Raw genomic sequence first — 14799 nt, 5'->3', positions numbered from 1 at the left:
CGGACTCGGGGCCGCCGTACTGCTTGTGAGGGGGTTGGGTGGAGGCGTGGGGTGAACTTGTCGGCCGAACGGCTGAGCTCGACCAGCTGAGCAGATTCGTCGCCGGCATTGGCCAGCACGGCGGTGCGCTGCTGCTGTCAGGTGATGCCGGCGTGGGCAAGAGCGCGCTTGCCGAAGCGGCGGTCGGTCAGGCTCTGGCGGACGACGTACGGGTTCTGCGGGCGGCCGGCGCACAGTTCGAAGCCGATATCACCTACGCGTCGCTGCATCAGCTCCTGCAAACATGTCTGGCCGAGATCGACAGTCTGAGCCCACGCCATGCCGGAACGTTGAACGTTGCGCTGGGACTCGCAGACGGCCCACCGCCGGCTCCACTCATGGTTGCCGGGGCCGTGCTTGCCCTCCTGGTGCAACTCACCGCAGAGCGGCCGGTGTTGCTGGTCGTCGACGACGTACCGTGGCTCGACCGCGCGAGCGGCCTTGTGCTCGGTATGGTGGCGCGCCGACTCGTGGGCAAGGGCTCGGCACTTCTCGGTGCCGCGCGTACGGGTGAGGCGAGCTTCTTCGATCACAGTGACCTCGCCGTCGAGCAGATTCAGCCGCTTCCCGACGATGCGGCCGCCGAGCTTCTCTTGGCCCGCTACCCCGCCCTGGCTCCACGGGTGCGCCGCAGGTTGCTCGCCGACGCACAAGGCAACCCGCTGGCGCTGCTGGAGTTGCCGGTCGCCCTGGGCGACCACCTCGCGGGCGTTGCAGGTTCGGTACCGGCGGTGCTGCCACTCGGACGGCGGCTGCAGGCAGCCTTCACCTCCCGGATCAAGGGACTGCCGGACTCGACGTACAGGGTTCTGTTGCTGGCCGCACTCGACGGTACGGGCGATCTCCGCCTGATCCGGCGGGTCGCCGATGGAGACGGACTTGCGCCCGCCGAGCGGGCGAGCGTGATCCGGGTCGACAACAGCGCAGAACGCCTCGTCTTCCGGCACCCGCTGATGCGGTCGGCGGTCGTCGACCTCTCCACGAGCAGTCAGCGCCGCGCGGCACACGGCGTACTGGCGCAACATCTCGCAGACCAACCTGAACGACGAATCTGGCACCTCGCCGAAGCCACGACGGAACCCGACGAGGAGGTTGCGGCGCTTCTGCAAGGTGTCGCACACGCCAACCTCCGGCGCGGCGACTCTGTCGGCGCCGTCACGCAACTACTGCGTGCTGCCGAACTTAGCCCAACCGGCGGTGCCCGCAGCGGACGCCTCGCCGAAGCCGCATACCTCGGCTCGATCGTCACGGGCGATCTTCGCGACGCACCGCGACTCCTGGACGCGGCTCGCCAGTCCCACCAAGGAGCGGGTGGACCACTGTCCCTGGCGGTCGCCGGCGCCTATCAACTGCTGCACAGTGACGGCGACATCGACACCGCACACCGGCTCCTGGTCGACGCGATCAACGATCTCGACGACCCCGGCGATGCACACAACAAGGTCCTGATCGAGGCCCTCTACACCTTGCTGATGATCTGCTTCTTCGGCGGGCGGCCGACGCTGTGGCCGCCGTACGAAGCCGCGATCGCCCGGCTCAAGCCACGCGTCCCCGAGCTACTCGGCATTCTCAGCAAGACCTTCAGCGACCCCGCACGGGCATCCCAGCGGGCACTCGCGCAACTCGATGCATCGATCGCGGGACTGACTGAACAGGTCAGTCCTGCTCGCATCATCCGGACCGGCATCGCTGCGGCGTACCTGGACCGCCTCGCCGACTGCCGCGACGCTCTCTACCGCGCCGTCCAACACGGCCGCGAAGGCGGCGCAATCACCTCGGCGATCGAAGCCCTGTTCCTCCTTGGCCAGGACTCGTTCCACACCGGCCAATGGGACCAAGCGCAGCAACTTGTCCACGAAGGACTCCAACTCTGCGACAAGCACGGCTACAGGCTGCTCAGTTGGCCCGGACTGCTCATCACCGGCCTCCTCGCCGCAGCCCGCGGCGACCCCCTCACACCGGGCACGATCGCCCAGCAGATGAACGTCTGGGCCGGGCCGCGGCGGGCACGCACACCACAGCTGTACGCCGCCCACATCCAGACGCTGGACGCCCTTGGCCGGAGCGACTTCGAGGCCGCGTTCACCCAGGCCTCACTGATCAGTCCGGCCGGCGTCATCGCGCCGTACTGCCCGCACGCGCTTTGGGTCTTCCTCGATCTCGTCGAGGCGGCGATGCTCACCGGTCGCCACGCCGAGGCAGTCGCCCACGTCAAAGCCGCCCAGACGATCGGACTCGAGTCGCAATCGGATCGCCTCCGTCTCGTCGTCCTCACCACGGCAGCCATCACCGAGACCGACGTCGACGACGATCGTCTGGAAGCGGCCATCGCCTCCCCCACCAACGACCGCTGGCCCTTCGATCTCGCCCGAATCCAGTTGACCTACGGCGCACATCTACGCCGTACCAAGAACACCAGCCGAGCCCGGCATCACCTCGCTGCCGCCTCGGCAACCTTCCAGCGCCTGAACGCGCGCCCGTGGACCACCCGCACCGAGAACGAACTCCGCGCCACCGGCATCCCGCACGACTCCCCCGTCGACGCCACGCTGACCACTCAGCAACGCCAGATCGCGGAGCTGGCGGCCGCCGGCCTCACCAACAAGCAGATCGCGGAGCGCCTGGTCCTCTCCCCGCGCACCGTCTCCACCCACCTCTACCAGATCTTCCCCAAACTCGGCATCACCACCCGAGCCGCCCTCCGCGACGCCCTCGACCGCCTGCCCCACCCACTCGACTAGATGCTCCGCCGATCCCGAGTTGGCTGTAGTGGTACGCCAACGGTGGCGACTTGCCTGTGACTCACCGCGTCGGCCTACGACGAGGTCAGCAGGCTGAAGGTCGACTCGATCCGGGCGGCGAGGACGGCGGCATCCAAGGATGCCGGATCAGTGGTGATGCCGATTCCGAGCGTGCCTGCCCAGCTCAGCGCACCTACCGCCAGCGGTGCTCCAGGAGCCAGCGGGAGGATTGGATACACCCGGGCAATGCCAACCCCGGCCATCGACAACGGCTGCCGCGAGCCCTGCATGTTCGACACGATCGCGTGGAAGAAGCGCCTCCCGTAGACAGTTCTCGCGAACCACGCGGCCGCCGGCTCCGGCAGCGCTCGCAGACCCGTCGCCAGCACGAACCGCGACGCCGCCGCCCGGCTCAGCGTACGGACCCGAGCGGTACGGCGACCGACCTCCGCGATCAGGTCCTCGATCGGCCGGCCGTCCACCGGTACGTCGACCATCACCCCAGCAGTCGCATTGGTCTCAGCGACGATCCCGGCCCGGCGTACCGTCAGCGGAACCGCGACCCGCAACCGGCCGCCGATCCGGACGGTGACGTCACGGTAGGTGCCGGCCACGGCCTCACCGACGAGGGCGAGCACCACGTCAGTGACACGGACGTGGCGGGCAGTTGCTATGAGCCGTACCGTGCCGAGGTCGAGATCGGCAGTGGCGAACGCACGCCTCGGCGACGACGCAAGAGCCGGTCGTCCCGATCCGCCATCGGTAGCCAACCGCGCAAGACCGGTGATCGTTGCCGCGGCCAACCGAACGCGGCCCGGCGCCGCGCCGGACGGTCGCGGAAGCTCGATCCTAGGGCGGAGCAGGTTCAGTGCCTGACTCACGATTCCGTTGCCGTCGGCAATCGCATGGTGCACGAGCAGGACCATGGCGGCCCGACCGGCGCGGTCGGGTAGCGGCTGAGCCGAACCCTCCCCGCTCTCGGGGACCAGCATGATCCGCCACATCGGGCGGTCACGGGCCATCGGCGTCTCGGCGGCGGCGGCAACAAGGCCCCACAGCTCGGGCAGGCCGTCCGACGTACGGCGTTCTATGACGTGCGACGACCAGTCAATGTCGTCGGCCTCGACCCAACGGGGACGTCGCCAGTACGACGATCGCGCAAGTCGCTGGCGGAACCGCGGCAGTCTCACGAGTTCGTTCCGTACCACCTCACACACCTGATCCACCGACGGCTGCCCGTCGCCCGTCGGCTCGAACACCACCAGACCGCCGACATGCTGCGGCGCTCCCGCGGTCTCGACATGCAGGAAGAACGCGTCCGCCGACCGTACGACGTTCCTCATCGATCCTCCTCGCACACCGGCCGCGAGCGTCCGACTCCAGAATGACGGAGCCACCCGACGGTCAGCCCACACGGCGGGTCAAAGTCACTCGATGGCTACCACCCTCCCACGGCATCCAAGACGCCAGGAGCGGATCTCACGGACTTCGCTGCGCTGCGCTGGTACAGCAAGGCCGCCGCACCGTTGCTGGAGAACGCGAAGTCGGACGCGATCGGCGTCGGCTCAGGTCAGTGGCTCGACTCGGTAGTCGCCGCCATCCTCGATCAGCAACACGCCTTCCCCTTTGCCCAGCGACGGGATCACCTGGCCGGCGAGTCCGAGTACGGCGGCCTCGTTGGTCGGGCTGTGCCCCACGACGAGGGCCCGTCCGCCCTCCGGCAGTCCGTCCACTACCTGTCGCAACACCCACCCCAGGAGCCACGACTCCCGCTCGACGAGATCCGGGTCGATCGCCCGCATGGCCTCGACATCCGCACCCTTCCCCGCTGCCTTGGCCGCCGCCCGCCACCGATCCTCCACCGAGGATCGCAACCCGGGCGCCTCCGTGATCGGCATTTCGTCCTGATCGGCCGAGCTGCGCAGGATCTCCAGCATCTGGGTGCAGCGCGCCGCACCGGTGGACACGAACGCCGCGTACGGCGGATGCAGGCGACCGCTGATGGCCTCAGCATCCGCTACTCCGCGGGGTGTGAGGCGATCGCCGTCGTTGTCGGTGTGCCGACGCAGCTCGACGTACCGCATATGGCCAGTGTGCGCCACGGATTGTCTGAGCGCGGCCCGTTGGATGATCGCCGGCCGATCGCATCCCCGCTTCTCGCGCGCCGCTCAGCAACAGAGGGGCCCGGCCGCCACCGGACGTGATTTTGCGCCAGCGAAGAGTGATCATGGACGTACCTAGGGATGTGAGGCACTCCCCGAGATCGACCCGCCTACCCGGGACAAGGACTGGCATCCCCGACGGCCGACGTACCGGGTGGACGAACTCCAGCTCCGGGTTGTCATTCGATGGGCCCGCGATCGGTCGGTCCACCTCGATGTCTCGACGGTCGAGTCAGACCTTTCCGGGACACGCGAGGCCGTCGCGGTACTGCTCATCACGAAGCCGGTTGCCTCGAGCAACGGTAGCGGGCTCACAACAGCCCGGCCTCGATCGCGGCTGGGTCGGTGCCAAGTACGCCGACCATCGACGCGATCAGCAGCGCGAGCAGTAGGAACTGCGGACCGATGCCGAGCACTGCACCTCCAGAGGCATGCGTACTGACCTGCTCACCCTCGACCCACTCAAGGTCGGGTGGCCGTTGCCGAGGCGGTTCGTACGCGGTTGTCCGCGTTACCATCGATGCGTGAGCATCCGCCTCCTCCTTACCGGGCCGCGCTGACAGATTTCAGTCAGTGCGGCGAGCCCTCGTGGACTACGGGGGCTTCTTTCGTATCCGGACCTGACCAAGGAGCGACGACGATGAGCGAAGCAGTCGACGGGACCACAGAGACACCGGCGGCCGGTATCCCTTCGTACCGCTACACCGCGGCGCTGGCCAGGCGGATCGAGACCGCCTGGCAGGAGCGGTGGGAGCGGGAGGGCACCTTCCATGCCTCCAACCCGACCGGCCCGCTGTCCGATGGCTTCGACGAGGTCGCCGGCCGGCCGCGCCGCTACGTGCTGGACATGTTCCCGTACCCGAGCGGCGAGGGGCTGCACGTCGGCCACCCGCTGGGCTACATCGGTACCGACGCCTACGCCCGTTACCTGCGGATGTCCGGGGCCAACGTGCTGCACACGATGGGCTTCGACGCTTTCGGCCTGCCCGCCGAGCAGTACGCGATAGAGACCGGGCAGCACCCCCGAGCCACCACCGAGGCCAACATCCAGACCTACCGGCGGCAACTGCGCCGGCTCGGCCTGGGCCACGACCTGCGCCGCAGTGTCGCCACCACGGACGTCGACTTCTACCGCTGGACCCAATGGATCTTCCTGCAGATCTTCGACGCCTGGTACGACCCGGCCGCGAGAAAGGCCCGGCCGGTCGCCGAGCTCTGGACCGACTTGGACGCCCGGATCCGGGAGCCTGCCCAGGGCACCAACCCGTTCGGCCGGCCGTGGCCGGAGCTGTCCACGGTCGAGCGCCGGCAGGTGGTGGACGCACACCGGCTGGCGTACCGGTCGGATGCGGTCGTCAACTGGTGCCCCGGCCTGGGCACCGTGCTGGCCAACGAGGAGGTCACTCCCGACGGCCGTAGCGAGCGCGGAAACTTCCAGGTCTACCGGCGGCCGCTGACTCAGTGGATGCTGCGGATCACCGCATTCGCGGACCGGCTGATCGACGACCTGGACTCCGTCGACTGGCCGGAGTCCGTGGCCCAGATGCAGCGCAACTGGATCGGCCGGTCCAGCGGCGCGCGGGTCCGCTTCGGCTCGCCCGGTGGCGACGTCGAGGTCTTCACCACCCGGCCGGACACACTGTTCGGCGCCACCTACTTGGTTCTGGCCCCTGAGCACCCGCTAGTGGATAAGGTCACGGCCGACCGGTGGCCGGACGACGTACGTCCGGAGTGGACCGCTGGCGCCCCGACCCCGGCTGAGGCCGTCGCGGAGTACCGCAACGCAGCCTCGCAGCGCTCAGACCTGGAGCGGCAGACCGAGGGCCGGGACAAGACCGGTGTCTTCACCGGGTCAACCGCGCTGAACCCGGTCAGCGGGGAGCAGGTGCCGATCTTCGTCGCCGACTACGTACTGATGGGGTACGGCAGCGGCGCCATCATGGCGGTGCCCGCGCACGACCAGCGCGACCTGGAGTTCGCGCAGAAGTTCCACCTGCGCGTCGTCAAGGTGATCGAGCCGCCGGCCGAGTGGGACGTGCGGCACCGGATCGGCCCGCACATCCCGCCGGCCGAGTGGCCGCAGGCGTACGCCGGTGACGGCGTCCTGGTCGCCTCCGCGAACGCTGACATCTCGCTGAATGGACTGGGTAAGGAGGAGGCGAAGGCCCGGATTACTGCCTGGCTGCAGGCGCAGGGCCGCGGCGAGGCAGCGATCACGTACAAGCTGCGGGACTGGCTGTTCAGCCGACAGCGGTACTGGGGCGAGCCGTTCCCGATCGTGTACGACGAGCACGGGCTGCCGGTACCGCTACCAGAGTCGATGCTGCCGGTCGAGCTGCCTGAGATGACGGACTTCTCGCCGCGTACGAACGACGGCCCGGACGCGGCCGACTCAGAGCCGGAGCCGCCGCTGTCCCGGCTGGCGGACTGGGTCGAGGTCGAGCTGGACCTGGGCGACGGGCCGAAGAAGTACCACCGCGAGACCAACACGATGCCGCAGTGGGCCGGTTCCTGCTGGTACGAGATCCGCTACCTGGACCCGGCCAACCACGACCGCTTCGTCGACCCCGAGGTCGAGCGGTACTGGATGGGGCCGAACGCCGACAATCCGACCGGCGGCGCCGATCTGTACGTCGGCGGCGTCGAGCACGCCGTGCTGCACCTGCTGTACGCACGCTTCTGGCAGAAGGTCCTGTACGACTTGGGGCACGTGTCGGCGTCCGAGCCGTTCGCCCGGCTGTTCAACCAGGGCTACATCCAGGCCGCCGCGTACACCGACGAGCGCGGCTTCTACGTGCCGGCGGCGCAAGTCACCGAGGTCGACGGCGGCTATAGCTACGAGGGCCGGCCGGTCACCCGCGAGTTCGGCAAGATGGGCAAGAGCCTGAAGAACTCCGTCGCCCCGGATGAGATGTACGCCGAGTACGGCGCGGACACGCTGCGACTGTACGAGATGTTCACCGGTCCGCTGGAGCAGTCCCGGCCGTGGGACAACAAGGCGGTCATCGGTGTCTACCGGCTACTGCAGCGGGTCTGGCGCAACGTCGTCGACGAGGAGACCGGTTCGCCACGGGTCTCTTCGGACGCGGCCGACGATGAGACGCGGCGGCAGCTCCACCGGACCATCGCGGCGGTGCGCGAGGGCATGGAGACGCTGCGCTTCAACACCGCGATCGCCCGCATCACCGAGCTGAACAACCACCTGACCGCGCGCTGGGGCGCGACCGGAGGAGCACCCCGGGAGGTCGTCGAGCCACTGCTGCTGATGCTGGCCCCTCTGGCACCGCACGTCGCCGAGGAGCTCTGGTCGCGGCTGGGGCATGCAGAGTCGCTGGCGTGGGAGACCTTCCCGGTCGCCGACCCGACGCTGCTCGCGACCGAGATGGTCGAGATCGCGGTGCAGGTGAACGGCAGGGTGCGGGCGACGACCGTGGTGCCCGCCGATGCCGACAAGGCGGGCACCGAGGCGTTGGTCCTGGCCGACGCTCTGGTGGTCCGCGTGCTGGCAGGCGTCCAGGTCCAGCGGGTGATCGTGGTGCCCGGGCGGCTCGTCAACATCGTCACCGGATGACCACGGCCGACCCGAGATGGCTGGTGTGGCAAGCCGAAGGCCGGCCCGGCTCGACAAACCGGCTGATGGAGGATGCGCTCGTGCCCGCGCAGGATTCGCGCGTAGTCTCGGGGGATGTGATTCGTGCTCAGAGGGAGGAAAATGAGCCAGCCAGCGACCCACTCCGAACACCCTGACCACATCGATGCCGCCGTACTGAAGATCGCCGGTGTCGTCGTGCTGGGCGCGATCATGTCGATCCTCGACATCACCGTGGTCAACGTCGCCTTGCCGACCTTCCAGCTCGAGTTCGGCACGCCCGACAACCCGGTCACCTACTCCCACGTCGCCTGGACGGTCACTGCGTACACCCTCGCGCTCGCGACCGTCATTCCGCTGACCGGATGGGCGGCTGATCGGTTCGGCACCAAGCGGCTCTACATGACCGCGATCTTCCTCTTCACCGCCGGATCCGCCCTGTGTGCCACCGCGTCGACCATCAACATGCTCATCGGCTTCCGCGTCCTGCAGGGACTGGGTGGCGGCATGCTGATGCCGCTGGGCATGACCATCATGACCCGGGCCGCGGGGCCACACCGGATGGGACGGCTGATGGCCATCCTCGGGGTGCCGATGCTGCTGGGCCCGATCCTGGGACCGATCCTGGGCGGCTGGCTGATCGAGGTGGCGAGCTGGCACTGGATCTTCCTCATCAACGTACCGCTTGGCGCGATCGCCCTGGTCTACGCCTGGTTCGTGCTGGCCAAAGACACCCCAGAGCGGTCGGAGTCGTTGGACATCGTCGGCGTGGCACTGATGTCCCCCGGGCTCGCGTTGTTCCTCTTCGGCGTGTCCTCGCTCCCCGCCGAGAACGGTGATTTCACTGCCCCACGGGTGTGGGTCTCGATGCTGGCCGGGGTGCTGCTGATGGCGGCGTTCGTCTGGCACTCCTTCCGGCCGGAGCACCCCCTGCTCGACCTCCGGCTGTTCCGCAACCGCAACCTCACCGTTTCGATCGTCACGATGTTCCTGTTCGCCGCGGCGTTCTTCGGTGGGCTGCTCCTGGTGCCCACCTACTTCCAGCAGATCCGCGGCGAGTCCACGCTGCAGGCAGGTCTCCTGGTGGCGCCGCAGGGACTCGGCGCCATGGTGACCATGCCGATCGCCGGGAGACTCGTGGACAAGGTGCCGGTGGGCCGGATCGTGCCCGTCGGGCTCATCCTGATCGTCATTGGCATGTTCGGCCTGACCCAGCTCACGGCGACGACGCCGTACCCCCTGATCATCGGCATGCTGATCGTGATGGGCTTCGGGATGGGCGCCACGATGATGCCGCTGTTCACCTCGGCGCTGAAGACGCTCTCCCGCCCTCAGGTCGCGCGCGGCTCCACCCTGCTCAACATCACCCAGCAGATCGCCTCGTCCTGCGGCGTCGCGACGATGTCGGTCATCCTCACCAATCAGCTCAACGACTCGCCGATCATTCCTGGTACGCAAAACGTCCCCGGGCTGGGCGAAGGCCTCCGCGAGACCCAAGCGGCCATCCTGTCCAACACTCAGCCCGAGAGCCTCGCCCCGCTCCATATCGACCCCGCCGCGATCGCGAGCGGGCTGGTCGACGCCGCCGAGGCGTTCGCACACACCTTCTGGGTCGCCTGGTTGCTGGTAGCCCTCACCTTGGTGCCGGCCCTCATGCTCCCCCGCAAACGCGAGAAGGCACGCCCCGTCGACGAGGGCGCGCCGCCCGCGGTGGTCGACTGACCGCGGCGACCGGATCGAACCCCGCAGCGGTGACGCGGTCAGTCCGCGACGCTCAAGCGTTGACCAGAACGCGTGTGGTCAAGTGCGTGTTCCTCCTCGGACACCAACTGCGTGGAGCGACCCCACGCGCGCTCTCGCAGTCGCTTCCCTCGTCGCTGCGCTCCTCAGCGCGCCTGCTACGCGTGCTCCCACCCACCCCCCGGGCTGCCGCCCGGTACGTATCCTTGCCGGCTACCGCCGACGCCTGCGGCTACCGCCGCACCAACCGCCCCCGCGGCGCACGTGACCGGGATGAGCGAGAGGCTCCGAGCGCGATCACGGGAGCTCGCGGCCGCGTACTGATCACGTGAGGCGGATCAACCTCCGCGGCCTGCTTCCAACGACAGATCCGGTCCTGGAGGAGGCTCACCACGATCCCGGCCGCGTACACGACGGTGATGGTGATCGACGACAAGTGGTCTTGTCGTACAGGCCGTACAGCGGGCTCGGTGCGGTGGAGAACGCGGGCAGGACCGACATACTCGCGGCGATCGCCCAGACCCGGCAGTCCGGCTCAGTCGCCCGCGCGGGTTCGAGGTCCACGCGCGTCACTATCTCCGGAGTCTGGCCCGACCCGGTCACGAGCATCGAGCCCGTTTACTGGGGCGTCGGCAACGACCTGTTCGCGTTCCTGGTCACCTATCACCAACACGGCGAGCAGAAGCACCCGACCGCCGCCTGGGTCAAGCAACTGACCGACCACCCGACGTCCGTCCTCAGCTTCGACGACGCACGCAACTGGGCCGAGCGGACCGTCGTCATGCTCTGCTCGCAAACGACCGACACATCGATCGAGCTCTACTGGCATGACGGCGTACTGCGAAGCCGTCACACCGGGACGCCTCCGTCGGTGCACATTCCCGTCGTGGAGAAGTTCGTCGACGCCAGGCCTGCGCGACAGCTGTACCCGGTACGGCCGGCCGACGGATCACTCACTCGGCATCACCTCCTCCACCTTGGTGACAATGCCACAACCCGAGCTCGAATCCTGATCGATTCCGGCGACCAACTCCTTGTGTACGCCGCGACAAGCCCCCCACGCGAATCAGCGTTTTCGGTAGGTGGCGGTGTAGGTGGTGTTGACGGCGGGGGCAGTGATCGTGTGACTTTGCGGGCCGCCGTCGGACCACGAGGTGAACAAATAGGTGGACTTGTTGAACGGTTGCGGGGAGGGGGCGCTGACGGAGTTGGCGGAGCCGACGACGACCGTGACGGAGAACGGGGTCGAGCGGGGCGCCTCGTTGACGACCATGTTGGTGAGGTTGAGGCCGCCAGGCGTGGTCTTGAAGGTGAGTACGACGGTTCGCGGGTTCAACCGCAGACTGGTTGTCGACGTCAGACCGGATGAGTCCCTTGCGGTCAACGTCAGTTCGATCCAGCACGGGTATGCATGGTCGGGCGCGGCGAACGAACCACTGGCGACGCCGTTCATCGTCTGCAGGGGATGCGCGTGGCAGTCGGTCGGTGTGATGCAGTGATTCATGCTCACGGCCCAGCTCAACGAAGACGCCGGAAGCGTTCCGTCCTGTACGTCGGTTGCGTGGCCGGTGAACGGGATCGTGTCGCCGACCTTCCAGGTGAGCGACGCCGCGGGTGAATCGATCACAACGGTCGGCGCGGTATTGCCAGCCGTGACGGTCACCGACGTGGTGTCGCTCGCGCCTTGGTCATCCGTCACCCGAAGCGCTGGATGATAGACACCCGAAGACGAATACGTGTACGACGTCGTCGTACCGGTCGCGTCCCCGAAGGTCCCGTCGCCGTTGAGATCCCACGAGTACGTGAGCGGGCGGCCTTCCGGGTCGGATGAGCTGGTGCCGTCGAAGTTGACCGTCAGTGGGACCGCGCCACTGGCCGGGTTTGCGGTGAAGGCAGCATTCGGCGCCTGGTTGGCGGCGGTGAAGGTGATCCGGTGGACCGAACCGTTCTCCATGTCGACGTAGAACAGGTCGCCACCGGGGCCGATCTTCAGGTCGACCGGATGCCCGGCCGCGCCGCCGGCCGCGTCGACACCCACGAACGACTGCAGTCTGGCCGGATCAGGCAGTCCGTTCGTACCAGGCAGCATCGCCCAGATCTCGTTGCGCGAGTGGTCGGCGAAGAAGAGTGCGCCGTTGTACTGCGCCGGATACGACCCGCTTTGGTAGAACGCGATGCCCGTGATCGACGAACCACCGGTGCGGCAGCCGGTGTAGTTCACCACGCAGGCGTTGTGGTTATAGGCGTAGTACGGCGCAACGACCGAGCCAGGCGTCGAGTAGAGCGATTGGCATGAGGTGAGGCCGGCACCCTGGTACCCGCTCTGAGCACCTGAGCCTTCGTAGCACGGCCAGCCGAAGTTGGTGGCCGTGGTCGGTGACACCACCCGGTTGATCTCTTCCCAAGCGCTCCAGCCGACATCGCCGACCCACAGTTCGTCAGTGCCCGGGCGTTGAGTCATCCGGAACGGATTGCGTACTCCGTAGGACACGATGCGCCGCGCGTTCGGGTCGGTCGACGAGAAGAACGGGTTTCCGGGTACGCCGGCACCGGTCGCCGGGTCGAGGCGCAGGATCGCACCGTCGAGCGTCGCCGGCCCGGTGGGACGCCGTACGCTCTGACTCCGCAGCGCTCCACCTTGCGCTCCGGGCGGGCTCAGCGCAGTACCAACCGCACCTGGCGGATCGCCACACGGGTTGGCCTGATCGCCGGCGTACGTCGCGCCGTACTGCCCGTAGTCGACGTTGTTGAAGCTGGCACCGTCGCCGGCGCTGGCGTACAGGTAGCCGTCGCGTCCGAACAGGAGCGTGCCGACGGAGTGGCTCGGGTACTGCTGGCACCAGTCGTTGATGAGGACCTGTTCGCTGCCCGTCATGACGTTTCCGCTGATCTGGAGTCGCGACAGGCGCGCCGACACCAGGCATCCGTCGGTGGTCGGGCCGGGTGGTGTCGGACAGGCGTCGTTCCAGGTCGGCGCCGTACCGCCGATTGGCGCTTCGTACGCGTAAAGCACGTAAACAAAGGGGTTTGCCGGGAAGTTGGGCGGGATCGCGAAGCCGAGGAGGCCGCGGTCCCAGTAGTCGTTAACCTGTGTCCTGAGGTCGGCCACCGTCACCGGGTTCGTGTCCGTCAGGCTCTGGAAGACCTTGATCACGCCGTTCTTCTGGCCGACGAAGATCCGCCCGTCGGGTGCGAACTGCAGCACCGTCGGGTTGGTCAACCCGCTCAGTACGACGCTGTCGCGGAATCCGGTCGGCAACGTCGAAGCCTCTGCCGGACCGGGCCCGACCTGCGTGAGCAACGCGGCGCCCAGCAACATCGCCGCGACCGCGCTGACCAGCCCGCGCCTACGCGTCGCAAATCCCAGACGCACCATGGATGCCCCCACCCCTTGTTACCCCCGGCTCGCGGACCCCACCGCACGCCCTGTGCTTCGCATTCTGCGCGCTCAACACCTGCTGGGTAAGAGCTTCGGGCAACCGTATTCGCTGCGTGCTCACACGCTGGCGGTGAGCTAACGGCTCGTGTCAGGAATCCGTCTGTACGACGCGGATCGCGTAAGCGGTCGTCAGGTCCAGAGCGACGGACGCGCCGTCGTGGACGACGTCGATCGTGCCGAGCGGGGGATGGGGTCGCCGTGGGGGTCGTGGTCGGGTTCGCCGAGGCGGCCGGCCAGGCGGTCGAGAGTTCCGGCCCGCACTAGTCGTCGTGCAAACGATCGTTATCTCGGCACTCCCTCGGTGGTCCTGCCGGCCGGCGACACACCGATCAGTGAGTGTCTCATTTCTCAGCCGTTGCCGATGCCGATGGCACCGAAGTCACCGGCCTGCCCAACGTGTGGGAACCGGCCCGCCGATGCGCACGAGCTCCAGTTGCACCGCGAAGGCCTGGAGACTGTGTGGCTGGTCCACGATCCCGACCAGCCGGGCCGGCTCGTCGAACGCTGGCACTGCAAGCGCTGCCAGCGTCTCCGCACGGGGCCTGCGCGGTGGGATCACTGGCTCTGATCCGGTAGGTCCGTTCGCCGAGTTCGAACTCGAGCTCCATCATTGATCTCCCCTCCGCTCAGCTACTGCCTGGCACTGCCTCGATCCCCTCCACAGGATCGATCGACCGAACTCATCCGGGATTACATGTCGCCGAGCTCGTGGACCATCTTCCGGATGTCTGCGGCTGACACACGCTCCGGTACCTTCACCACGCTCAGCTCGTCCTCCGCGGACCGTTTCTCGGCTACCGCCGTCGCGACCCTCTGCGCCAACCTGATCGCAACTGATGCCGACTCGTGATCATCGACGGCAACCACGTCGGCGTCGGCGACCACATCGCCACACGTCTCAACAGTCGCCGTCTGCGCATCGGCCACCGCGGCTTCGTCCAAACGGCAACCGCTGGACCGTCATCCACGCTGGGACGACGGCTCCCTCACCGTCCAGAACGACGACCTCCAAACCGTCACCCTCCCCAGCGCCTACGTCCGCGAGTCCGTCGAACTCGGCTACGCCACCACCGCCCACCTACTCGTCAC

At 67.8% G+C, this 14799-nt stretch carries 8 protein-coding genes; 3 read left to right on the top strand and 5 right to left on the bottom strand.

Annotated features, from left to right (window positions below):
• Positions 1-38 precede the first annotated feature (38 nt).
• Positions 39-2780 (top strand): AAA family ATPase, encoded by a 2742-nt coding sequence (locus ACGFIF_RS29330; protein WP_393158897.1) that lies wholly within the window; start codon positions 39-41, stop codon positions 2778-2780.
• Positions 2781-2854: 74 nt separating this feature from the next.
• Here the strand turns inward: ACGFIF_RS29330 and ACGFIF_RS29325 are convergent, their stop codons facing one another.
• Together ACGFIF_RS29325 and ACGFIF_RS29320 are read right to left on the bottom strand one after the other, a co-directional pair.
• Positions 2855-4123, bottom strand: a complete 1269-nt coding sequence (locus tag ACGFIF_RS29325) for a wax ester/triacylglycerol synthase domain-containing protein (protein WP_393158895.1) — start codon at positions 4121-4123, stop codon at positions 2855-2857.
• A gap of 222 nt (positions 4124-4345) precedes the next feature.
• The gene (locus tag ACGFIF_RS29320; RefSeq protein ID WP_393158893.1) at positions 4346-4864 is read right to left on the bottom strand and encodes a hypothetical protein; all 519 of its coding nucleotides are present in this window, start codon (positions 4862-4864) and stop codon (positions 4346-4348) included.
• A gap of 718 nt (positions 4865-5582) precedes the next feature.
• On the opposite strand from ACGFIF_RS29320, the gene leuS reads away from it, so the two are divergent.
• Positions 5583-8513: a leucine--tRNA ligase gene (gene leuS, locus ACGFIF_RS29315; RefSeq protein WP_393158891.1), complete on the top strand. Its 2931-nt coding sequence runs from the start codon at positions 5583-5585 to the stop codon at positions 8511-8513.
• Positions 8514-8654: 141 nt separating this feature from the next.
• Complete coding sequence (locus tag ACGFIF_RS29310) at positions 8655-10253, top strand: DHA2 family efflux MFS transporter permease subunit (RefSeq protein ID WP_393158889.1); 1599 nt, start codon at positions 8655-8657, stop codon at positions 10251-10253.
• 405 nt (positions 10254-10658) lie between these two features.
• On the opposite strand, the gene ACGFIF_RS29305 is transcribed toward ACGFIF_RS29310, so the two are convergent.
• The 3 genes from ACGFIF_RS29305 to ACGFIF_RS29295 all read right to left on the bottom strand — a co-directional run bounded on the left by ACGFIF_RS29305 (position 10659) and on the right by ACGFIF_RS29295 (position 14637).
• Positions 10659-10835: a hypothetical protein gene (locus tag ACGFIF_RS29305; RefSeq protein WP_393158888.1), complete on the bottom strand. Its 177-nt coding sequence runs from the start codon at positions 10833-10835 to the stop codon at positions 10659-10661.
• A gap of 502 nt (positions 10836-11337) precedes the next feature.
• Entirely contained in the window at positions 11338-13647 is a 2310-nt protein-coding gene (locus ACGFIF_RS29300; protein ID WP_393158886.1) for a PQQ-dependent sugar dehydrogenase, read from the bottom strand.
• 753 nt (positions 13648-14400) lie between these two features.
• On the bottom strand, positions 14401-14637 hold the full coding sequence (locus tag ACGFIF_RS29295) for a hypothetical protein (RefSeq protein ID WP_393158884.1): 237 nt from the start codon (positions 14635-14637) through the stop codon (positions 14401-14403).
• Positions 14638-14799: the final 162 nt, after the last annotated feature.

The sequence above is a fragment of the Kribbella sp. NPDC049174 genome (genome assembly GCF_043197365.1).
Lineage (GTDB): Bacteria > Actinomycetota > Actinomycetes > Propionibacteriales > Kribbellaceae > Kribbella.
The sequence above is the reverse complement of the archived record's forward strand: the minus strand, read 5'-3'. Positions and strand labels throughout refer to the sequence as shown.